Origin of the sequence: Iodidimonas gelatinilytica, assembly GCF_008579125.1 — a bacterium.
Taxonomy (GTDB): domain Bacteria; phylum Pseudomonadota; class Alphaproteobacteria; order Sphingomonadales; family Rhodothalassiaceae; genus Iodidimonas; species Iodidimonas muriae.
The window spans coordinates 108,274-127,488 of sequence record NZ_BKCL01000005.1 but is presented as its reverse complement, the minus strand read 5'-3'; the positions used below and the strand labels follow the sequence as shown (position 1 = coordinate 127,488).

General features: G+C 54.0%; 23 protein-coding genes, 1 tRNA gene, 2 pseudogenes and 1 riboswitch. Of the genes and pseudogenes, 9 read left to right on the top strand and 17 right to left on the bottom strand.

Translation table 11 applies throughout. The features are described from left to right. Nucleotides 1–61: 61 nt before the first annotated feature. The 3 genes from JCM17844_RS08515 to JCM17844_RS08505 form a co-directional block, all read right to left on the bottom strand. Nucleotides 62–138 (bottom strand) — tRNA-Arg (locus JCM17844_RS08515). 24 nt (nt 139–162) lie between these two features. Next, on the bottom strand, nt 163–444 hold the full coding sequence (locus tag JCM17844_RS08510; protein ID WP_150000675.1) for an ETC complex I subunit: 282 nt from the start codon (nt 442–444) through the stop codon (nt 163–165). A 225-nt stretch (nt 445–669) separates the two neighbouring features. After that, nucleotides 670–1,089: a VOC family protein gene (locus JCM17844_RS08505; RefSeq protein WP_150000564.1), complete on the bottom strand. Its 420-nt coding sequence runs from the start codon at nt 1,087–1,089 to the stop codon at nt 670–672. A gap of 187 nt (nt 1,090–1,276) precedes the next feature. On the opposite strand from JCM17844_RS08505, the gene JCM17844_RS08500 reads away from it, so the two are divergent. Both JCM17844_RS08500 and JCM17844_RS08495 read left to right on the top strand, forming a co-directional pair. Further along, nucleotides 1,277–1,930 carry a hypothetical protein gene (locus tag JCM17844_RS08500; RefSeq protein WP_150000563.1) on the top strand — a complete coding sequence of 218 codons (654 nt, stop codon included), beginning with the start codon at nt 1,277–1,279 and terminating at the stop codon, nt 1,928–1,930. Between the two features lie 125 nt (nt 1,931–2,055). Continuing rightward, nucleotides 2,056–2,360, top strand: a pseudogene (locus JCM17844_RS08495) (alkylphosphonate utilization protein). 93 nt (nt 2,361–2,453) lie between these two features. On the opposite strand, the gene thiC reads toward JCM17844_RS08495, so the two are convergent. Both thiC and lipB read right to left on the bottom strand, forming a co-directional pair. Further along, nucleotides 2,454–4,295: a phosphomethylpyrimidine synthase ThiC gene (thiC, locus tag JCM17844_RS08490; RefSeq protein ID WP_150000562.1), complete on the bottom strand. Its 1,842-nt coding sequence runs from the start codon at nt 4,293–4,295 to the stop codon at nt 2,454–2,456. Between the two features lie 121 nt (nt 4,296–4,416). Beyond that, nucleotides 4,417–4,542, bottom strand: a riboswitch (TPP riboswitch). Between the two features lie 62 nt (nt 4,543–4,604). Next, complete coding sequence (gene lipB / locus JCM17844_RS08485) at nt 4,605–5,282, bottom strand: lipoyl(octanoyl) transferase LipB (protein WP_150000561.1); 678 nt, start codon at nt 5,280–5,282, stop codon at nt 4,605–4,607. Nucleotides 5,283–5,393: 111 nt separating this feature from the next. On the opposite strand from lipB, the gene JCM17844_RS08480 reads away from it, so the two are divergent. After that, a complete protein-coding gene (locus tag JCM17844_RS08480; protein ID WP_150000560.1) occupies nt 5,394–5,630 on the top strand; it encodes a FliM/FliN family flagellar motor switch protein in 237 nt (78 codons plus the stop codon). Between the two features lie 23 nt (nt 5,631–5,653). Here JCM17844_RS08480 and JCM17844_RS08475 read toward each other — a convergent pair whose 3' ends face one another. The 3 genes from JCM17844_RS08475 to JCM17844_RS08465 form a co-directional block, all read right to left on the bottom strand. Continuing rightward, nucleotides 5,654–6,799, bottom strand: a complete 1,146-nt coding sequence (locus tag JCM17844_RS08475; RefSeq protein WP_150000559.1) for a GNAT family N-acetyltransferase — start codon at nt 6,797–6,799, stop codon at nt 5,654–5,656. Nucleotides 6,800–6,815: 16 nt separating this feature from the next. After that, entirely contained in the window at nt 6,816–7,274 is a 459-nt protein-coding gene (locus JCM17844_RS08470) for a RidA family protein (protein ID WP_150000558.1), read from the bottom strand. Nucleotides 7,275–7,395: 121 nt separating this feature from the next. Beyond that, nucleotides 7,396–8,157 carry a GGDEF domain-containing protein gene (locus JCM17844_RS08465; RefSeq protein ID WP_150000557.1) on the bottom strand — a complete coding sequence of 254 codons (762 nt, stop codon included), beginning with the start codon at nt 8,155–8,157 and terminating at the stop codon, nt 7,396–7,398. Nucleotides 8,158–8,215: 58 nt separating this feature from the next. Between JCM17844_RS08465 and JCM17844_RS16610 the strand changes: the two genes are divergently transcribed. Then, nucleotides 8,216–8,347: a hypothetical protein gene (locus JCM17844_RS16610; protein ID WP_268885109.1), complete on the top strand. Its 132-nt coding sequence runs from the start codon at nt 8,216–8,218 to the stop codon at nt 8,345–8,347. On the opposite strand, the gene JCM17844_RS08460 is transcribed toward JCM17844_RS16610, so the two are convergent. The 4 genes from JCM17844_RS08460 to JCM17844_RS08445 all read right to left on the bottom strand — a co-directional run bounded on the left by JCM17844_RS08460 (nt 8,344) and on the right by JCM17844_RS08445 (nt 11,579). Then, a complete protein-coding gene (locus JCM17844_RS08460) occupies nt 8,344–9,618 on the bottom strand; it encodes a DNA polymerase IV (protein ID WP_150000556.1) in 1,275 nt (424 codons plus the stop codon). The two genes, JCM17844_RS16610 and JCM17844_RS08460, sit on opposite strands and share 4 nt — an antisense overlap. Beyond that, nucleotides 9,597–10,370, bottom strand: coding sequence for an ROK family protein (locus JCM17844_RS08455; protein WP_210431657.1), 774 nt, complete (start codon nt 10,368–10,370; stop codon nt 9,597–9,599). The genes JCM17844_RS08460 and JCM17844_RS08455 overlap by 22 nt, the downstream gene beginning before the upstream one ends. A 128-nt stretch (nt 10,371–10,498) precedes the next feature. Continuing rightward, nucleotides 10,499–11,176: a hypothetical protein gene (locus JCM17844_RS08450; protein ID WP_150000555.1), complete on the bottom strand. Its 678-nt coding sequence runs from the start codon at nt 11,174–11,176 to the stop codon at nt 10,499–10,501. 112 nt (nt 11,177–11,288) lie between these two features. Beyond that, nucleotides 11,289–11,579, bottom strand: a complete 291-nt coding sequence (locus JCM17844_RS08445) for a DUF3572 domain-containing protein (RefSeq protein WP_268885118.1) — start codon at nt 11,577–11,579, stop codon at nt 11,289–11,291. Nucleotides 11,580–11,726: 147 nt separating this feature from the next. Between JCM17844_RS08445 and JCM17844_RS08440 the strand changes: the two genes are divergently transcribed. Both JCM17844_RS08440 and JCM17844_RS17265 read left to right on the top strand, forming a co-directional pair. Next, nucleotides 11,727–12,101 (top strand): response regulator, encoded by a 375-nt coding sequence (locus JCM17844_RS08440; protein ID WP_150000553.1) that lies wholly within the window; start codon nt 11,727–11,729, stop codon nt 12,099–12,101. Then, nucleotides 12,098–13,476: pseudogene (locus tag JCM17844_RS17265) on the top strand (PleD family two-component system response regulator). The gene JCM17844_RS08440 and the pseudogene JCM17844_RS17265 overlap by 4 nt, the downstream one beginning before the upstream one ends. Nucleotides 13,477–13,558: 82 nt before the next feature. On the opposite strand, the gene rpmG reads toward JCM17844_RS17265, so the two are convergent. Further along, nucleotides 13,559–13,726 carry a 50S ribosomal protein L33 gene (rpmG, locus tag JCM17844_RS08430; protein WP_150000552.1) on the bottom strand — a complete coding sequence of 56 codons (168 nt, stop codon included), beginning with the start codon at nt 13,724–13,726 and terminating at the stop codon, nt 13,559–13,561. A 209-nt stretch (nt 13,727–13,935) separates the two neighbouring features. Between rpmG and JCM17844_RS08425 the strand changes: the two genes are divergently transcribed. Both JCM17844_RS08425 and JCM17844_RS08420 read left to right on the top strand, forming a co-directional pair. Continuing rightward, nucleotides 13,936–14,703, top strand: coding sequence for an Hpt domain-containing protein (locus tag JCM17844_RS08425; protein ID WP_150000551.1), 768 nt, complete (start codon nt 13,936–13,938; stop codon nt 14,701–14,703). Nucleotides 14,704–14,807: 104 nt separating this feature from the next. After that, nucleotides 14,808–15,623, top strand: a complete 816-nt coding sequence (locus JCM17844_RS08420) for an ion channel (RefSeq protein WP_150000550.1) — start codon at nt 14,808–14,810, stop codon at nt 15,621–15,623. Between the two features lie 24 nt (nt 15,624–15,647). On the opposite strand, the gene JCM17844_RS08415 is transcribed toward JCM17844_RS08420, so the two are convergent. Continuing rightward, a complete protein-coding gene (locus JCM17844_RS08415; RefSeq protein ID WP_150000549.1) occupies nt 15,648–16,004 on the bottom strand; it encodes a hypothetical protein in 357 nt (118 codons plus the stop codon). A 58-nt stretch (nt 16,005–16,062) separates the two neighbouring features. On the opposite strand from JCM17844_RS08415, the gene JCM17844_RS14885 reads away from it, so the two are divergent. Then, entirely contained in the window at nt 16,063–16,206 is a 144-nt protein-coding gene (locus JCM17844_RS14885; RefSeq protein WP_210431653.1) for a hypothetical protein, read from the top strand. A gap of 34 nt (nt 16,207–16,240) precedes the next feature. Here JCM17844_RS14885 and grxD read toward each other — a convergent pair whose 3' ends face one another. The 3 genes from grxD to purL all read right to left on the bottom strand — a co-directional run bounded on the left by grxD (nt 16,241) and on the right by purL (nt 19,207). Continuing rightward, nucleotides 16,241–16,573, bottom strand: a complete 333-nt coding sequence (gene grxD / locus JCM17844_RS08410) for a Grx4 family monothiol glutaredoxin (protein WP_150000548.1) — start codon at nt 16,571–16,573, stop codon at nt 16,241–16,243. A gap of 90 nt (nt 16,574–16,663) precedes the next feature. After that, entirely contained in the window at nt 16,664–16,900 is a 237-nt protein-coding gene (locus JCM17844_RS08405; RefSeq protein ID WP_150000547.1) for a BolA family protein, read from the bottom strand. A 39-nt stretch (nt 16,901–16,939) separates the two neighbouring features. Continuing rightward, nucleotides 16,940–19,207 carry a phosphoribosylformylglycinamidine synthase subunit PurL gene (purL, locus tag JCM17844_RS08400; RefSeq protein ID WP_150000546.1) on the bottom strand — a complete coding sequence of 756 codons (2,268 nt, stop codon included), beginning with the start codon at nt 19,205–19,207 and terminating at the stop codon, nt 16,940–16,942. Nucleotides 19,208–19,215 lie beyond the last annotated feature (8 nt).

Below are 19,215 nucleotides of genomic sequence, written 5' to 3'. Positions count from 1 at the left end.
TGGGGTACAGTGCGTGGCCCGATGCTACGCTAAGAGTCTGAAAGGGGGAGGCACAGTAAAATGGCGACCCCGGCAGGACTCGAACCTGCAACAACCTGCTTAGAAGGCAGGTGCTCTATCCAATTGAGCTACGGGGCCTTTGGGGCGTGACCAAAGCGCGGCTTATTTGAAATTATCCGCATAGGGCTTGATGATACGCATTCTGTTGTGCTCGGGCAGAATTTCGGCAGCAATACCATATTTTTTGGCATAGGCCAGTGCCTCTTCCTTGGTGGGGAAGCGCAGCTTGATCTGCTTTTTGGTATCTTTGTTGCCTGTCCAACCCATCAAGGGATCTATGACCTGTGGTGTCGTGGAGACGAATTCCAAAACCCATTTGTGGGTGTTGCGTCTGCCTGATGTCATGGCTGATTTTGAAGGGCGATAAATTCGGGCATGTTGCATAGTCATTCGTCTCCGCCAAAATCCGATTCACTGCCACGCACAGAGATGCGGTGTGCCTGCCGGTTCTATAACCGCCTACGGCCCCTTCATGCAATCCCCCACAGATATGGGGCGGCGCAAATAATGCGGAAAGACGAGGGGCCATGCACAGTCTCTATCCATTGTCCAGACGATAGAGTGCTCTGCGAGAGAGGCTTTTTTGCAGGTTTATTTGTGTAGATAAAGTCAGTCTTGCGGCAATTGGTAATTGATCATCCAGTTGATGCCGAATTGGTCGGTCCACATGCCGAAATAAGCGCCCCAGAAGGTTTCATCGAGCGGCATTTTCACCTCACCACCCTCAGACAGCTTTGCAAACAGCGTGTCGCAATGGTCTTTGCTTTTGCCGGTGATGGAAATGGCGAAATCATTGCCTTTAACCAGAGCCGGGCCACAGCCGGGAACATGGTCGCTGGCCATCAGCGTGCTGTCGCCAATGGCCAAAGACACATGCATCACCCGGTTTTTATAGCTGTCTGGGACATTCATATCGGCGGGTGCCTCTGCAAAGGTGGCAAATTCGGAAAATTCTCCACCGAAAACGGATTTGTAAAAGTCGAAGGCTGCTTTCGCATTGCCATCGAAGGTGAGATAGATGTTGAGCATGTCTGCCCTCCCAAGCTGTTGATAAGAGAGAATATTCATTGAATTTTCGAATAATAATCTATGCGGCTTTGCCTGTCAGATTTTATGGTGGCAAATACATTATACAGAAAAAAATAGCGAAATATGTGGTAATACGATAAATTTATTGGGGTTTTTCGATGATTGTCACAGGCAATGGGAGAGGGTCATGAGCGCGGGAAAACGTGGCTTGAAGCGGGTGGAGGATACAAAAAAAGAACTAGAGCGTATCAAGAAGAAAATCGAGATCGCTCAGGAGTTGAACCCCGATATCGATCTGGGGCAGGTGGATGATCGAATCGCGCGGCTTGATGACTTGATTGCCGAAGGAGCAAAAGAAGAGGCACGGCGCGAGGCAATCAATCTGGAGAAGGAAGCGCGTCGGCTTCGGGATGGTAAGAAAAAGCCCGGCGGTAATCATCCCGGCAATGATTGCGACGAGCCCGATGATAAGGACGATGACGACGACGATGATGATGATGATGGCGGAAATGGCAATGGCGGAGATGGCAATGGGGGCGGCGGATCTTCAAAATGTTGCTGCTGTTGTTCCTCTGCGCCCTCCGCACCGGCCAGCGGATCAGGAGTGCCGGATGCCACCTGCGTTTATCTGCAAACCCGTACCACTGTTGCCGCATGGAACAGGGGCGGGCAGCGCTGGGAAGTGTTTGATGCCAAGTCGGAAATAATCAAGGTAACCTTCATCACCGGCGGTATTCTGGCCATCGGCAAGGATAAGGGGGCACTCTTTGATTGCAAGCTGGGTACGTGGCTCAAAGCTTTCGATCCTGCCGAAAATCTCGTGGATGGCGATGGGCAGTAGTTGGTTGCATCTGTTTGGAGTGCGCGCATTGTCGCAATGGGTGGCGGGTGTTGACCAAAGCCTGCGCGGGCGTTACAGCCAAGGCTTCACCATTGGATAGAGTGAGAATCAGATAAGGAACCGCCATGACGGATGCGGGCGATGGCGCCTATGTTTATGATGAAGCAACGGGGGAATGGCTTAGCCTGAAGAGGCTGCTGAAAAAGCCGCCAAGGCCCGTGAAGTGCGCGATGCCGTGGGCAATGTGCTGGCCGATGGCGATAGCGTCACCCTGATCAAGGATCTGAAGGTAAAAGGCGCTGGCCAAACCTTAAAGCGTGGAACGGTGATCAAATCCATCCGCCTGACCGATGATAATCAGGAAATCGATTGCCGCCATGAAGGCATCAAGGGCCTCGTTCTGCGCGCCGAGTTTGTGCAAAAACGATAAGTTCAAAATTCGGCAACAGTGAAAGAAAAAACGGCAGGAAGCGCGATGCTCCCTGGCCGTTTTTCGTTTTCTCGGCTTTATGCTGCGCTGAAATCAATCCTTGGTTTCAAGGTAAATTTCAGAGCCTTTCTTTTTGAATTCGGCCGACATTTCCTGCATTCCGGCTTGGGCATCTTCAATGCTTTCGCCGTTATCATTTTGCAGCTTGGCGAAATCGCGGATTTCTTGCGAAATGGCCATGGAGCAGAATTTCGGCCCGCACATCGAACAGAAATGTGCTGTTTTATGCGCTTCTTTGGGCAGGGTTTGATCGTGGAATTCTCGCGCCCGTTCGGGATCAAGGCTGAGATTGAACTGATCTTCCCATCTGAATTCAAAGCGCGCCCGGCTTAGGGCATCATCGCGGGCTTTGGCCGTGGGATGGCCTTTTGCCAGATCGGCAGCATGGGCGGCGATCTTGTAGGTGATCACGCCTTCTTTCACATCATTGCGGTTTGGCAAGCCCAGATGCTCTTTCGGGGTCACATAGCACAGCATGGCGGTGCCGAACCAACCGATCATCGCCGCCCCGATACCGGAGGTGATATGATCATAGCCCGGTGCAATATCTGTCGTGAGCGGTCCAAGCGTATAGAAAGGTGCGCCGTGGCAAGCCTCCAGCTGCTTGTCCATATTTTCCTTGATTTTGTGCATCGGCACATGGCCGGGGCCTTCCACCATCACTTGACAGCCGTGTTTCCATGCCACTTCCGTCAGCTCGCCCAGTGTTTTCAGTTCGGCGAATTGGGCGGCATCATTGGCATCGGCAATGGAGCCGGGGCGCAGACCATCTCCCAATGAGAAGGAGACATCATAAGCCGCCATGATCTCGCAAATCTCTTCGAAATGCTCGTAAAGGAAGCTCTCCTTATGATGGGCCAGGCACCATTTAGCCATGATCGAGCCACCGCGCGACACAATACCGGTGACGCGTTTTGCCGTGAGCGGGATATAGGGCAGCCGCACGCCTGCATGGATGGTGAAATAATCGACGCCTTGTTCGGCTTGTTCGATCAAGGTGTCGCGGAAGATTTCCCATGTCAGGTCTTCTGCCACGCCGCCAACTTTTTCCAAAGCCTGATAGATAGGCACCGTTCCCACCGGCACCGGCGAATTGCGGATAATCCATTCGCGGGTATTGTGGATATTGCGGCCCGTGGACAGATCCATAATGGTATCGGCACCCCAGCGGATGGCCCAGACCATTTTGTCCACTTCCTCTGCGATAGAGGACGACACGGCGGAATTGCCGATATTGGCGTTGATTTTCACCAGAAAATTGCGGCCGATGATCATCGGTTCGGCTTCTGGATGGTTGATATTGGCGGGGATGATGGCGCGGCCCGCCGCTACTTCCGAACGCACAAATTCCGGCGTGATGAAATCGGGAATATGGACGCCGAAGCCTTCGCCATTATCGCGGTCGCCCGCTGGCATGGTTTCGGAACGGCCCAGATTTTCACGGATGGCGATATATTCCATTTCTTCCGTGATGATGCCCGCGCGGGCATATTCAAGCTGGGTCGGGCGCTTGCCGGAAAGCGCGCGCAAGGGGCTGTGTTTTTTAGGAAATTCTCGCGCCAGATGGCGTTCGGATACATTGCCATTGTCTTCGGGTTTTACCTCGCGCCCGGGATAATCTTCCACATCTTTGCGGGCGCGAATCCATGGCTCGCGGATGCGCGGTACACCTGCTTCAATGTCGATGGATTGGTCGGGGTCGGTAAATGGGCCAGAGGTGTCATACACCATGACCGGCGGTTCTTTGGCGGTGGGGTGCAGCGTGATTTCACGCATAGGCACGCGCACACCGTTTAGGGTGCCGTCCACATACACACGGCGCGAGGCTGGCAAAGGGCCAGTGGTTACCGTAATCGGGGCTTGGCTATCGGGCATCGCTCAGTCTCCAGGTCACAAGGCGCAGCATCGCTGCTTGGTTCGACGAGGGGACCAGGCGCTCAGGGAAGCATATGCGGGCAGTATTGGCCAAAACCTATGCCTGAAGCATATTGTTTCGGCCCCGTAACCGTCCGTTCCCTTCGCAGGTTTGAACCTGGTCAGGTTCGAAGGGTCGCCGCGCGGCCGCAAAATTGGCGGCTATCGGCCTCTCAGCTTCTAACGTGAAGCTCCCCCAGGAACGTGGGACGGAGTGTGGCCATTTGGCGCAGGTTTTTCAAGGGAAAGCGGCACGCCGATGCGAATATTTCATGAAATCGGCGGGAAGATCCGGTGGAAGTGGTGTTGAAGGGCGTTATCCATATCTTCCATGCTGGCTTTTACCCCCAGCGCGTGCAGGGATGTGACTCCGTGTTCCGTGATGCCGCAGGGCACGATACCGGAAAAATGCGCGAGATCAGGCGACACATTCAGCGAGATTCCGTGAAAGCTGACCCAGCGTCGCACGCGCACCCCGATGGCGGCGATTTTTTCTTCCCGCCCGTCGGGACGGGTAACCCATACGCCAACACGGCCTTCGCGCACATCGCCCTGAACGTCAAATTCCGCCAGACTGTCAATGATCCAGTGCTCCAGATCCTTTATATAGCGCCGCAGATCGGCCCCGCGTTGTTTCAGGTCCAGCATCACATAGGCAATGCGCTGCCCCGGTCCGTGATAGGTATATTGCCCACCGCGCCCCGCTTGATACACAGGGAAACGTTTGGGGGCCAAAAGATCGCTCTCCCGTGCGCTGGTGCCTGCCGTATAAAGCGGCGGGTGCTCTAGTAGCCACACCTGTTCGGGGGCGCTGCCCGCCCGAATGGCGGCCACGCGGTCTTCCATGGCGGCCAAGGCATCCGGATAGGGCACAAGGCCTGTATCGGAGCGCCACTCGATTTTGGTGGAAACCATAGATTGGGGGCTTTTCACTTTGGTCTGTTCCATGGCATTTCGATACGCCTGAATGGGGGCGGGATGCAAGCCTTGGCGGCGCCCTTAACGGAATAGAAACCATGACCTGCAAATATGGGGAAAATAAATGGAGCCAAGCACAAGATGAGTGCCGTCAAACGCGTACAAGTTGATATATCGGTGGTTCTGGGTCGGGCGGAAATGCCGATCCGGCAATTGCTGAAAATGGGCCGCGGGGCGGTGATCGATCTGGATGCCAAGCATGAAGATGAATGCTGGATCTATGCCAATGGCGAGCTTGTGGCGCGGGGCGAGATCATGATGGTGGGCGAAAAAATTGGCGTCTCCATCACCCGTATGACCTCTGAAGCAGAGCTTTAGTCGCCAGCGATCAGACGCTTATATCACGTTTTTTTAAACGGGCTGTGCTCCCCCAGATAAGCGACGGTTTCCTCCACATCCATGCGTTCCGTTTCAAGATAACGCGCCACGGCCTGACGGAATCCGGGGTCGGATATCCAATGGGCCGACCATGTTTTGACGGGCGTATAGCCCCGTGCCAGCTTATGCGGGCCTTGGGCGCCGGCTTCCACAAATTGCAGGCCATGGGCGATGGCATAGTCGATGGCCTGATAATAACAGGTTTCAAAATGCAAGAAGGGGTGATCTTCCAGACAGCCCCAATAGCGGCCATAAAGCCGCTCCGGCCCTAGAAAATTCAGCGCACCGGCAATGATATTGCCCGCCTTGTGGCAAAAAAACAGCACAATCTGTTCGGGCATCTTTTGGCCAATGGCAGAGAAAAACGCCCGATCAAGATAGGGCGTGCCCCATTTGCGGCTGCCCGTATCCATATAAAAGCGGTAAAAGACATCCCAATGGCTTTCGGTGATATCTTTGCCTTCTACCATCTGGATGCGGATGCCGCCCGCCAGCGCTTCGCGGCGTTCTTTGCGGATCTGCTTGCGCTTTCTTGAGGATAGATCCTTCAAAAAGTCTTCAAAGCTGCCATAGCCCTTATTGGTCCAGTGGAACTGCTGGTCCGTGCGCAGCAAATAGCCCTGCGCTTCCGCCTTTTGTGCCTGATCCTGTGGCAGAAAGGTCAGATGGGCGCTGGAAAGTCCTTGTTGATCGGTAAGGGCTGCCAAGCCATCCAATAAATGCGCCTGAATGGTTTCAACCGGCTGTCCGTCTGCCACAAGCAATTTGGGCGCGGTGACGGGGGTGAAGGGAATGGAGACTTGATATTTAGGATAATAGCGCCCGCCAGCCCGTTGCCATGCATCGGCCCAGGCATGGTCGAACACATATTCGCCATATGAATGCCCCTTTACATAACAGGGCATGGCCCCAAAAAGCGTTGCGCCGCTTTCGTCATAAAGGCCCATATGGCGGGGCAACCAACCGGTTTCGGCACGGACACATCCCGTCTCTTCGAGGGACGCTAAAAAAGCATGACGCAAAAAGGGATGGCCATCCGTCATGCCATCCCAAAGGGCCGCATCAAAGTCCGTGATACGGCTATGCAGTTTAAGAGATGTGCCCGACATGCTCACCGCTTGATGGTCAGTCGATTTCTACCAAGGCATCAATTTCCACAGGCACATTCAAGGGGAGAGCATTCACTCCCACAGCCGAGCGGGAATGGCGGCCTTTATCGCCAAACACCTCAACCATCAGATTCGAGGCACCATTGACGATTTGTGGCTGTTGATCGAAGCCGTCGGTGCAATTGACGAATCCGCCCAGCTTTACGATGCGTTTGACGCGCTCAAGATTGCCCCCGCAGGCGGCTTTCAGTTGGGCGATGATATTGATGGCGCACAGCCGTGCGGCCTGTTCGGCCTCTTCAACATCCAGATCGACGCCCACTTTTCCTTTTTTGGGCCCGTCTTTTGTCATGGGCAATTGGCCGGAAATGCTGACCAGATTGCCGCTCACTACGAAAGGCACATAATTGGCAACTGCCTTTGCGGGGGTGGGCAGGTCGATGCCCAGTTCCAAAAGCCGTTTTTCTATAGTCATCACAGCACTCCCTTTTAATCCGGAAAGAAGGTTCAGAGCAGTGATTAACAGGCAAAAGGCCGGTGAGCCAGAGTCTTCCTGTTTATGTGAGAACGGCTTCAGGATCTGCGGGGCAAACGCTTCAAACGGCTTGGCACAGGTTTTTGTTCGCCAGTTGTTTACGCATGCGCTTGTTTTGATACATGGCCCGGTCTGCTTGAAACATCAGATCACGCAGGGTGCTTTTATGGTCAAAGACATGAAGACCAAGGCTGGCACCAACTGTCAGGCTGTGCCCGTTATAGGAGATGGATTGTTGTTCGATGGCATGTTGTAGCCTTTGTAAGGCGCGGGTGCCGCCCAATGGCTTGCATGGGCTTAAGAGGATCGCAAATTCATCGCCCCCGAGCCGCGCCGCGCAATCAATGGAGCGCACGCTGCTGGCCAGCAAATTGGCGATGGTTATCAACACCAGATCACCGGCTTCATGGCCGTGCTGATCGTTTATGTCCTTGAAACCATCCAGATCGAACAGCGCAATGATGCCATGTTGATCGAAGCGCTTGGCATGGCCAAGGGCTTGCTCCAGCGCGATTTCAAAGGCGCGGCGATTGGCCAGCTTTGTCAGGTCATCGGTGTGGGACAGGGCTTCCAGATAGGCGATGCGTTCTTCCTGTTCGGCCAGTTTTTGTTCGGTGGCCGCCGCATAGGTCAGGAATTCGGCAATCAAATCCACATTCTGGCTTTTCGCTTTCCTGTCAACTTTCGGCTGTGCCTTGCCCAATATCCGCTTTTGAAACAGGCTGGAGGCAAGGGGAGATGAGGCAATCTGACCCGGCAGGTGATCTGTGATCGGGGTCGGGTTCTTGTCGATTTGTACATTTGCCATAAGTGCGTGGCTCATAATCGAATATCCTCAATCGGCAGGCTGTCCATCTTGTCCGGTTTACAAAGCAGCTTTCATGCCAATTCAATATTCTGGCACTTTCTACGGTCAAAACATTGAAAGATTGCCAAAAATTAACCGTGCTTTGGAAAGTTTTGCCGGGCGCAAGGCCAAGCTTGCCGAGGCGGCCTGTGGACTAGGGCTTTAAACAGAGCGGCCTTTTTTGACCATTTGGGTGCCAAAGCGCGCATTGATCTGGTCCATGGTTCGCTCGGCTTTGGCGCGGCGATCTTTTTCCGGCTGCAAGAAATCGGGGGTATCCCCCATTTGGGCCGGGGTGAAATTGGTGCCCGTTATGCCCAATAGGCGATAGGGGATCTGGTCCCGACATTCCGGCTTCAACAGGGCCTGGCCCATTTCAAACAAGCGGTCGGCCAATTGACTGGGGGTGAACAGTGCACGCGACCGGGTAATTTGCCGGTGCCGGGCGGTTTTCAGTTTCAAGGTGACGGTGCCCGCGGCCAGATCCTTTTTCTTCAAGGCTTTGGACAGGCGTTCACATTGCTTCCAAAGATGGATTTCCAATGTTTCATAATCGGCTATATCATGCTCGAAAGTGGTTTCCGCAGAGACGCTTTTCGGGGCGGTGCCGGTAACGATCTGGCGGTCATCTATGCCCCGTGCCAACCGCCAAAGCTTTCCGCCAAAGCTGCCATAGCGCCGCAACAAATCGGCTTCTTCCATCTGTTGTAATTGGCCGATATGGGTGATGCCGTCATTGTGCAGCCGGTCGCACATGGCTTTGCCCACCCCCCAAATCAACGACACCTTCTGGCGGGCCAGAAAGTCCAGCGTTTCGGCCTTTCCGATGATGGAAAAGCCGCGCGGCTTTTTAAGATCGGAGGCGATTTTAGCGAGAAATTTATTGTGGCTAAGGCCTACGGATAAGGAAATCCCTATGGTTTTTTCAACATCGCTGGCAAGGTGTGCCAGTTGTTCGGCGGGGCTCAGGCCGTGCAGGGCTTCGGTGCCGGTCAGATCCAGAAAGGCTTCATCCAGTGATAAAGGCTCCACCAAAGGGGTCAGCGCATCCATCAAATTACGCACGGCGCGGCTGGCAATGCGGTAGCGCTCCATATCCGGTTTCAAGATCACCGCATGGGGGCAGAGTTTGCGTGCCTGAACCATCGGCATGGCGGAATGGACGCCATAAGTGCGCGCAATATAACAGGCGGTGGACACCACGCCGCGATCACTGTTGCCGCCAATGATCAGCGGTTTGTCTGCAAGGCTTGGATCGTCGCGTTTTTCCACCGCCGCATAAAATGCATCGCAATCCACATGGGCAATGCCGAGACTGTCGATTTCCGGATGGTGGATATGCCGGGGGCTGCCACAATCGGGGCACCGCCTTGCCGCGATAAACCGGTGATGGCAATCGCGGCATAGCGCCTTGTTTATGAGTCCACCCATAGCCATGCTGCACCCCGCACGCCGGAGCTGTCGCCGTGAACATTGGGTTTCAATTGGGTTTCCACATGATCGGAAAACACCCAATCGCCCCAATATTTCGGGACATTATCATATAACCGTTCGATATTGGAAAGCCCACCACCCAAGACAATCACCTGCGGGTCCACCAGATTGATCACCGAGGCCAAAGCCTTTGCCATGCGCTGTTCATAGCGCACCATCGTCTGTTCTTTCTGGGGAGTATCGGCGGCAGCGATTTCCGGCGCTGTCAGCGTTTCGCCAAACACCCGTTTATAATCATGCACCAACCCGGCGCCGCACAAAAACGCTTCGATGGTGCCTTCGCCGCCATCATAATGGGAAAAGCCTGCGCGTTCACTGTCATCGGGGGCGGGCAGAGGATTATGGCCCCATTCTCCGGCGATGGAATTGACCCCTTCCAGAACATGGCGATGGACCACAAGGCCGCCGCCGCAACCGGTGCCCACAATCACGCCAAAGACCACATCCGCATCCTTGCCCGCGCCATCAATGGCTTCGGAAAGCGCAAAGCAATTGCCGTCATTGGCCAGCTTGATGGGACGGCCCAGCATGGCTTCTATATCGGCTTTGAACGGGCGGTCATTGAGCGCTGTGGCATAGGCGTTTTTCATCAATCCCGTGCGGCGTGAAACGGTTCCGGGCGTACCGATGCCCACAGTGCCGGGGCGTTCCAGTTTTTGCTGCACTTCCCCCACCAGATCGGCAATGGTGCGCACCGTCTGGTCATAATCCGCGACGGGGCTGGCTTGCGCATACGCAGCAGTTCTGTGCCATCAGGGGAAAGTGCGGCGATTTCGATTTTGGTTCCGCCAAGGTCGATGCCAATATGCATGGTCATAGAATTTTACTGTCCGCTAAAAGTGAGATGAGTTTCGATATAATCAACACAGGCATCCCATCGGTCAATGCGGTGATGGCTGTCGGGTGCGGGGTCGATCATGCGGGCCAAACGCATATCGGCAACGAAATGGATGCGATGGGCGTGATTGGCATATTTCGCCACCGAGCTATGGTGGCCGGGCATATCATCAACAAACAAGACCGGGCCTTTGTGATTGTGGATCAGCTTTGCGACCATGGGGCCTTTTTCACCGACATTGGACAAGACGGGAAGGTCGATCCCGGCGGCTTTCATAGCCAGTTGCCGCCGGTGGCGCAAATGATGGGGAATGTTGGTCAGGACCACCATAGAACAGGATTCTCGTAAGCGCCGGACCGCTGATGTTGCTCCCAGTGTGGGCTTGGCGCGATCCACCACATGGTCAAGAAAATCATCGACCAATGTGCGAACCTCTTCTTTGGAAAGGGGGCTTTTGTCGTCAAGGCGGCGGATATTGCCTTCAAGGGCGAAGCTTTTCAGCTCCAGATAAAGTTCGCGGTCGTTTAGCCAGAGTTCAAGTGGCTTGGCAAATTCCAAAAGCACTTCATCCGCATCGCAGATAATCAAAGGCTTATGGGGATCGTGCACAAGGCGTTCGATGGGGGGGACTCTGTTCAAATCTTGCAGGGGATCTGTGGTCATTTGATCGCTTTTGGATCCGGATTCATGAAAGACAGGTTTGCAACAGGCCGGAAGGGAGCTCAAGCCTAATCCATTGGAGGAGGCGATAAAAGTGTGGCGCGTGCGTTTTTCGCTATTCGCCCATTAAAATATGGCGGGCATGGACCGCGGATTCCGGCGGCAGATTTTGCTCTTGCGCAAAGGCCAAAAGGTCTGGCTCGTGCCCCATCAGGAAATCAAGAACGGCACCCAAAAACCGTGGGTCCGCGATGCGGGCGCGCACATCTTCGCCTTCAAGGCCGGTCAGATCCAGAAAGCGAAGACGCAAAGAGTCTTCGGACAAGATAAATGTTAAAGCATTCAAAGCGATAACAGACGCCTCCTCCTTATTGGCAGGTCGGGCGGTCTTGTAATGTTTCGGAATGGAAATTATGGGATAAACCTTTCTTTAGGATTGCACCACTAGTATAGAATATTGTCGTCCGGGGTCGGAATTATAATAGAATAATCAGGGGCGACGATATTTATGGTGCATATGATTGTAGCTTGATGGGATATTGATCGGAACGTAATGTCGAAAAAAATTCTCGTGGTCGAGGATAATGAGCTGAATATGAAGCTCTTTTGCGACCTGTTGGAAGCTCACAATTATGAGACGATCCAGACCCGCGATGGTATGGCGGCGCTTGAACTTGCGAGGGAGCATGCGCCGGATCTGATTTTGATGGACATCCAGCTTCCTGAAGTATCCGGATTGGAAGTGACCAAGTGGATCAAGGAAGATGAAGATCTGTGCGGAATTCCCGTGGTTGCCGTGACGGCTTTTGCAATGAAGGGTGACGAGGAAAAAATCCGTGAAGGTGGGTGTGAAGCCTATATTGCAAAACCCATTTCTGTTGGGCAATTTCTAGAGACGATCAAGCAATTTACAGGTGGAAATGAATGACAGCACGTGTGCTGGTTGTGGACGATGTCCTTCCGAATGTAAAACTTCTGGAAGCCAAGCTCACCAGTGAATATTTTGATGTCCTAAGTGCTACCTCCGGGCTTGAGGCTCTGGAGATTGTTCAGCGTGAGCAGCCGGATATCGTCTTGCTTGATGTGATGATGCCCGGCATGAACGGGTTCGAGGTGTGCCGAAAAATCAAGGAAGATCCTGTCACCAACCATATTCCGGTGATCATGGTCACAGCCCTGGATCAGATGAGCGATAAAATCGCCGGTTTGGAAGCGGGGGCCGAAGACTTTTTAACCAAACCTATTGATGATATTTCCTTGTTCGCCCGCGTGAAGTCGCTTGTCCGTTTGAAAGTGATGATGGACGAGCTGAAAAACCGTGAAAATACGGGGGCGATGCTTGGGTGGAGCAAGCCTGAAGATGTGGCTGAGACGTTTGTACCGTCCAACACCTCGATCCTGTTGGTAGATGACAATGAAAAAGTCGCCAAGCGGGTGGGCAGATGCTCTCTGAAATCGCCACCGTTACCCATTCTACCGGCGGTGAAAATGTGGCGGAACGGGCGCGGGAGAAAAATTACGATCTGGTGATCGTGTCTTTATCCATGCGGGAAACCGACGGCTTGTGGATTTGCTCGAAATTGCGGTCCTTTGAAGAAACACGCCATGTTCCCATTCTGGTGGTGGTGGATGATTGCGAACGCGGTTCAAAGCAGCTTGTCCGGGCGCTTGAAATGGGTGTGAACGATTATCTGATCCCGCCTGTCGAGCGGTTGGAGCTGACCGCCCGTGCCCGCACACAGGTGCGTCGAAAGCGCTATTCCGACCGGCTGTGGGAAAATTTCCATTTGTCCATGCAGCTTGCCACCACCGATGCGGTGACCGGGCTTTATAACCGCCATTATATGAACAGCCATCTGGAAACGCTGCTGCGCCATGCGCGGCAGGCATCAAAGCCGCTGTCTTTGGCGATGCTGGATATCGACCATTTCAAGCCCGTGAACGACACCTATGGCCATGCGGCGGGGGATGAAATCCTGCATGAATTTGCAAAAAGGATCGCCCGGAATGTGCGCGGCGTCGATTTGGCGGCGCGTTATGGCGGGGAAGAATTTGTGGTGGTGATGCCCGATACGGTGGAAGCGGATGCGAAGATGATTGCAGAGCGGTTGCGTCAAACAATCAGCAACACGCCCTTCACCCTTGCTGACGGGACGAATATCAACATCACCGTGAGTCTGGGGCTTGCCTGTATTACGGATGACGTTACCACCACGGCCGATTTGCTGGAACGGGCCGATTCCGCCCTGTATCAAGCCAAGCATGATGGGCGCAACCGCGTGGTGATTGCCAAGGCGGCCTGAGCGCTTTTGAAGCCTTTTTTCCAGATATAAAAAAAGCCGGAACCTATTCAGGCTCCGGCTTTTTTTCAGGATAAAGAAGGCCTTATTTGATTTTGGCTTCTTTGAAATCCACATGCTTGCGGACAACGGGGTCGTATTTCCGCAGAGTCAATTTTTCCGTCATCGTGCGTGGGTTTTTCTTGGTCACATAAAAATAACCTGTTCCCGCACTGCTCAGAAGTTTGATTTTAATGCCATTTGGCTTGGCCATCGGGCGAACTCCAACGTCTTGTCAAAGGTGACGCCGGAGGGCCAAATCCCACCGGCAGAATCGAAGGCGCAAACATAGAGCCAGACAGCGAATTGTCAAGCACTGTGACGCATATCCCTGATGATCCTTTGTTAGAGTTTTTTTGACCCTTTGGTTCTATTCTCGGCTTTGGCTAGAAAACCGGCTTTGTACAGGAGTTAGATGACCTTATGACTTTGGATCTTCCCAGCCTTGAAGAGGCAGCGCAAGAAGCGCTGGATGCCATCGAGGATCGCTGCACACAAATGACATCCCTTCTAAAGGATGTGCAGCACAAACGGCTTGAAGAGGCAACGGGACGTGCGGTTCTGCGCCAGCATGCCCATTCCGTCAAGGGGTTGGCGGCCAGCATTGGTGTGAACATGATCAAGGTTCTTGCCCACCGTTTTGAAGATTATCTGGAAAGTGCCGATCATCTGGAAGGCCGGGTATTGGATGAATGCCAAGTGTTCATCGATCGGATCAGTGAGGCTTTGGAAGGCAATCTCAATGCCACGCCGCAGCAGATTGCGGCGTTCTGTCGCCGTTTGCCCGCAAAAGGGTCGTTCGAGGTCGAGGATGTGGAAATCCGCGATGTTGAGTTGATGCTGGTGATGACCGAAGGGGCGGCGACACATTTTGTGACCAGGGAACTGGCGGAATGCGGTTACCGGATCGTCAATGTGCGCTCCACGGTGGATGCGTTGGCATTGGCTGCGCAAATGCGGCCTGATCTGGTAATCGTTTCCAATTATATGCCAGAGCTTACGGGAATTGATTTTGCCTGTGCACTGTCCGTTATGCCATCGACACAAGGGATCCCCGTGGCGCTTTTGACCAGTGAAAAGCGCGGCCATCCCAAGCTGGATGGCTTGCCCGATACGGTCCCTATTGTGTCGAAATCCGCTCGTTTTGCCGATGATGTGGCGGATGTGTTTTCAAGCCTTGGCATTCTTTGACCTAGGTCATAGCCCATTAAATGCGTAGCATGGGGGCCTTGGCTTTGAGATGGACCAGAGTCAAGGCCACACAGAAACGTGCCCCATGGATGAAAGGCTGTCAGATGGCGCAAGAGGCTGAAAGGGAAGACGCTGAAGACCGGCGGCCGCAGAACCTGGAGGCCTGGTTGCGCAGCTGGTATTATGGGGAAACAGAGGCCGCCCAGCGCTTTCGCTTCACGCTGTTGGGGTTTGATATCCTGACCATTGCGTTTTTCCTGATCACATCCATGCTGCAGCCACAGCCTTGGATGCGTTGGATTGGCTATGTTATCGCCGTTGCTTTGAGCCTCGATTATATTGCCCGGCTGATCATTGCCAATCGTGCATGGCGGGCGGCATTGCGCATTGTATCCATGGCCGATCTGATTGTGATCGTGTCTTTGGTTGCACCGATCATTATCGAGAATTTGGCCTTTTTGCGGGTTCTTAGAATGCTGCGCTTGCTGCGTTCTTATCATTTGTTGAAAGAACTGCGAAAGGAAGCCTTGTGGTTTCGCCGCAATGAAGAGCTTATTGAATCGGCCATCAATCTATTTGTCTTTTTGTTTGTGACCGCAGCCGTGGTCTATGTGATGGAGGAAGGCCGCAATGAGGGGATCGGTACCTACATTGATGCGCTTTATTTTACTGTAGCAGCTTTGACTACCACCGGATTTGGCGACATTACCCTGGAGGGGACATGGGGGCGGTTTTTATCCGTATTGATCATGGTGTTTGGCGTGGCGCTGTTCTTGCGCCTGGTGCAAACCATTTTCCGACCCGGCAAGGTCAGTTTCCCTTGCCCGAATTGTGGGCTTAGTAAACACGACCCCGATGCGGTGCACTGCAAGCATTGCGGGGAGGGGTTGAAGATCCCGACCTTGGGTTATATGGATTGAAGGGGGCAGGGCCGCTGCCCCTCTTCACATTATTCCGGTTATTTTAAAGAAGCGGTGCATGATCGGGCAAGAGGCCGATAGGCGCACGCCATAAAGATCAGGGCCGCTTTCTGTGCGTAAACGCCGCCAGCTATGTGCGGAAACAATCACACATTGCCGATCGCGCAATGATTGCATCATGCGATCCATTTCCGCCGCTGCTGCTCCGCGTGTGGGGGCGGGCTGTTCGATGGTGATGCGGGTTTCCCCCATTTCGATTCCGTTGCTGCTCTCTTTATAGGCCATATGGCGCTCATAGCCGTTTTCATCCACCGAAATGGAACAGGCCGATAGGGCAAACGCAGAAAGGATAAGGGCAAGAACAGGGGCAGGTTTTGTCACGGTCGTCTCCATTTGGCATATCCTGAATATATGAAATAGCAGTATATGCTTACTCGATATGTATCAAGATGATATTTTTGCCGACGATCATTTGATGCCGGCCTTTGCTCCAAAGGCGTTGTGGGCACAAAAAAACAGCCCGCTGGATCAACTGTCCGGCGGGCTGATGGGGATAGTCGTGCTTGATAGAACAGGATTTTAAGGGGGGCTGAGGCTGTTTCCCTTTGATCAAAGGGTCAGGCTTTGGCGGTGATGCCTTTTTCTTCCAGCAAGTCGCCCAGTTCGCCATTTTCAAACATCTCGCGGATGATGTCGCAGCCGCCGATAAATTCACCCTTTACATAAAGTTGGGGAATGGTCGGCCAATCGGAAAATTCCTTGATCCCCTGACGCAAGTCCTGATCGGAGAGGACGTCATAGGATTTGAACGGAACCCCTATATGCGACAGAATCTGGACCACGACAGAGGAAAATCCGCATTGCGGGAAAACCGGTGTGCCTTTCATGAACAGCACAACATCGTCGGCTTTTACATCATGGGCAATGCGGTCATGGGTGGTTTCGGTCATTATCGGACTCCATTCATAGGGTGGCATTGCACCGGATATGTGAAGCTGGACCGTTTTTGTCCAGTCTTGATTTCTCGATTGTCTTGCTCGTTATTCTTTCGGGGCCGAAGTTTGTAGCGCCAAAGCATGAAGAACACCGCCCATACGGCCTTGCAAGGCGTTATAGACCATCTGATGCTGTTTGACGCGCGGCAATCCCCGAAAGCCTTCATAAACCACATGGGCGGCATAATGGTCGCCATCGCCGCGCAAATCCTGAATGTCAACGCTGGCGCCGGGCAGGGCGTCTTTGATCATCGTTTCGATCTCGTTTGCGCTCATGGCCATGGGGAGATTTCCTCTCATTATAAAAACAGTCCACCCCCTCTATCTAATGAGAGTGGCAATATGTCTCAAGCGCTTTAGGGATATGGTCTTATGCGTGCGGTCTTTTAAAGATCGGCACGGGCCATGAATTGGGGCATCCAGCTCATGGGCCTTACGCAAATCATCAAGAGGCACATCCAGAACATCCGCAATGTGAATGGACGACCCGCCCGTTTCCCCCAGATCCACCGCATCGATCCCGGCTTTTTCGGCCAAGGCCAGAATCCTTGCGAGATTGTCCTTTGAGACGGCCAGCAAATACCGCGCCTGATCCTCGCCAAACAGGGCGGCATGGGCGGGCAAGGAAAGCGGGGCGAGATCGATGCGTGCTCCTATATTTCCGGCCAGCGCCATCTCGCAAAGGGAGGCGGCCAAACCGCCGCTGGACAGATCATGCACCGCATCCAGAAGGCCGGATTCGATCTGGGATCGTACGAAATCGCCATTTTTGCGCTCGGCAACCAGATCCACTGGCGGCGGCGTGCCATCTTCGCGGCCCAGACAGTCCATCATATAAAGCGAACTGCCCAGATGGCCTTTTGTCTTGCCAATCAGGATCAGGCGGTCGCCTGTACGGCGAAGGGCCAATCCCGCCATGCGTTGGGCATTTTTCAACAGCCCCACACCACCGATGGCGGGCGTTGGCAAGATACCGGTGCCGTTGGTTTCATTATATAAAGACACATTGCCCGATACCACGGGATAGTCCAAAGCGTGGCAGGCTTCGGCCATGCCCTCGATGGCGCCAACGAACTGCCCCATGATCTGCGGCCGTTCGGGATTGCCGAAATTCAGACAATCGGTGATGGCAAGGGGGGTGGCGCCCACAGCGGTTAGATTGCGCCAGGTTTCTGCCACCGCTTGCTTGCCCCCTTCTTTCGGGTCGGCGGCTACATAGCGGGGGGTGCAGTCGGTGGAAATAGCCAGCGCCTTTTGGGTGCCATGCACCCGCACCACAGCGGCATCGCCACCGGGCCGCTGGATGGTATCGGCCATGACCATATGGTCATATTGCTCCCAGATCCACCGGCGCGACGAGAGATTGGGCCCGCCCATCAATTGCAGTAAAGCCGCGCCATAATCATCGGGTCGGGCTACTTGATCGGGGCCAAGGGGTGCACGCGGGCTGGGCTGGACATATGGACGGTCATAAATGGGCGCATCATCGGTCAGGCTGGGCACGGGGATATCGGCAACGAGGTCCCCTTCGAATGTCAGGCTGAGATTGCCGCTGTCGGTGATCTGGCCGATCACCGCAAAATCCAGTTCCCATTTGCGGAAGATAGCCTGCGCCTCGGCTTCATGGCCCGGCTTTAGAACCATCAACATGCGTTCCTGGCTTTCCGACAGCATCATTTCATAGGGCTGCATGCCGTCTTCACGGCAGGGGACCTTCGACAGGTCCAGCGCAAAGCCCACGCCGCCTTTCGAGGCCATTTCCACAGAAGACGAGGTAAGCCCTGCGGCCCCCATATCCTGAATGGCGATGATGGCATCGGTGCTCATCAATTCAAGGCAGGCTTCGATCAGTCGTTTTTCCGTGAACGGATCGCCCACCTGCACCGTGGGGCGTTTTTCTTCCGTATCTTCGCTGAATTCCGTTGAGGCCATGGTGGCGCCGTGAATACCGTCGCGCCCGGTTTTGGACCCCACATAGACCACCGAATTGCCGATGCCCGCCGCCGCAGAATAGAAGATCTTGTCAATTTCGGCGACACCCACCGTCATGGCATTCACTAAAATATTGCCATTATAGCTGGGGTGGAAATCGGTTTCACCGCCCACAGTGGGCACACCCACGCAATTACCATAGCCGCCGATACCTGCCACCACGCCCGATAATAAATGCCGGGTTTTGGGATGTTCGGGTGCACCAAAGCGCAGAGCATTCATATTGGCCACCGGACGCGCGCCCATGGTGAACACATCGCGCAATATGCCGCCAACACCGGTGGCAGCCCCCTGATAAGGTTCGATGAAGCTGGGGTGATTATGGCTTTCCATTTTGAAAATGGCGGCCTGCCCATCGCCGATATCCACGACGCCGGCATTTTCTCCCGGTCCGCAGATCACCCAAGGGGCTTTGGTCGGCAGTTTTTTGAGATGCAGGCGTGACGACTTATAGGAACAATGTTCGGACCACATCACCGAATAGATGCCCAGTTCCAAAAGATTGGGGGCGCGTCCCAATACCCGCTCGATACGGGCATATTCTTCTTCGTTCAGGCCGTGCTCCTGGATGATGGCAGGGGAGATAACATCAGACATAAGCGCGA

What these genes read in the sequence shown, in the direction of transcription:
- JCM17844_RS08510 (WP_150000675.1), bottom strand. Translation starts at nt 444, where the DNA reads ATGCAACATGCCCGAATTTATCGCCCTTCAAAATCAGCCATGACATCA.
- JCM17844_RS08505 (WP_150000564.1), bottom strand. Translation starts at nt 1,089, where the DNA reads ATGCTCAACATCTATCTCACCTTCGATGGCAATGCGAAAGCAGCCTTC.
- JCM17844_RS08500 (WP_150000563.1), top strand. Translation starts at nt 1,277, where the DNA reads ATGAGCGCGGGAAAACGTGGCTTGAAGCGGGTGGAGGATACAAAAAAA.
- thiC (WP_150000562.1), bottom strand. Translation starts at nt 4,295, where the DNA reads ATGCCCGATAGCCAAGCCCCGATTACGGTAACCACTGGCCCTTTGCCA.
- lipB (WP_150000561.1), bottom strand. Translation starts at nt 5,282, where the DNA reads ATGGAACAGACCAAAGTGAAAAGCCCCCAATCTATGGTTTCCACCAAA.
- JCM17844_RS08480 (WP_150000560.1), top strand. Translation starts at nt 5,394, where the DNA reads ATGAGTGCCGTCAAACGCGTACAAGTTGATATATCGGTGGTTCTGGGT.
- JCM17844_RS08475 (WP_150000559.1), bottom strand. Translation starts at nt 6,799, where the DNA reads ATGTCGGGCACATCTCTTAAACTGCATAGCCGTATCACGGACTTTGAT.
- JCM17844_RS08470 (WP_150000558.1), bottom strand. Translation starts at nt 7,274, where the DNA reads ATGACTATAGAAAAACGGCTTTTGGAACTGGGCATCGACCTGCCCACC.
- JCM17844_RS08465 (WP_150000557.1), bottom strand. Translation starts at nt 8,157, where the DNA reads ATGAGCCACGCACTTATGGCAAATGTACAAATCGACAAGAACCCGACC.
- JCM17844_RS16610 (WP_268885109.1), top strand. Translation starts at nt 8,216, where the DNA reads ATGCCAATTCAATATTCTGGCACTTTCTACGGTCAAAACATTGAAAGA.
- JCM17844_RS08460 (WP_150000556.1), bottom strand. Translation starts at nt 9,618, where the DNA reads ATGGCTATGGGTGGACTCATAAACAAGGCGCTATGCCGCGATTGCCAT.
- JCM17844_RS08450 (WP_150000555.1), bottom strand. Translation starts at nt 11,176, where the DNA reads ATGACCACAGATCCCCTGCAAGATTTGAACAGAGTCCCCCCCATCGAA.
- JCM17844_RS08440 (WP_150000553.1), top strand. Translation starts at nt 11,727, where the DNA reads ATGTCGAAAAAAATTCTCGTGGTCGAGGATAATGAGCTGAATATGAAG.
- rpmG (WP_150000552.1), bottom strand. Translation starts at nt 13,726, where the DNA reads ATGGCCAAGCCAAATGGCATTAAAATCAAACTTCTGAGCAGTGCGGGA.
- JCM17844_RS08425 (WP_150000551.1), top strand. Translation starts at nt 13,936, where the DNA reads ATGACTTTGGATCTTCCCAGCCTTGAAGAGGCAGCGCAAGAAGCGCTG.
- JCM17844_RS08420 (WP_150000550.1), top strand. Translation starts at nt 14,808, where the DNA reads ATGGCGCAAGAGGCTGAAAGGGAAGACGCTGAAGACCGGCGGCCGCAG.
- JCM17844_RS14885 (WP_210431653.1), top strand. Translation starts at nt 16,063, where the DNA reads ATGTATCAAGATGATATTTTTGCCGACGATCATTTGATGCCGGCCTTT.
- grxD (WP_150000548.1), bottom strand. Translation starts at nt 16,573, where the DNA reads ATGACCGAAACCACCCATGACCGCATTGCCCATGATGTAAAAGCCGAC.
- JCM17844_RS08405 (WP_150000547.1), bottom strand. Translation starts at nt 16,900, where the DNA reads ATGGCCATGAGCGCAAACGAGATCGAAACGATGATCAAAGACGCCCTG.
- purL (WP_150000546.1), bottom strand. Translation starts at nt 19,207, where the DNA reads ATGTCTGATGTTATCTCCCCTGCCATCATCCAGGAGCACGGCCTGAAC.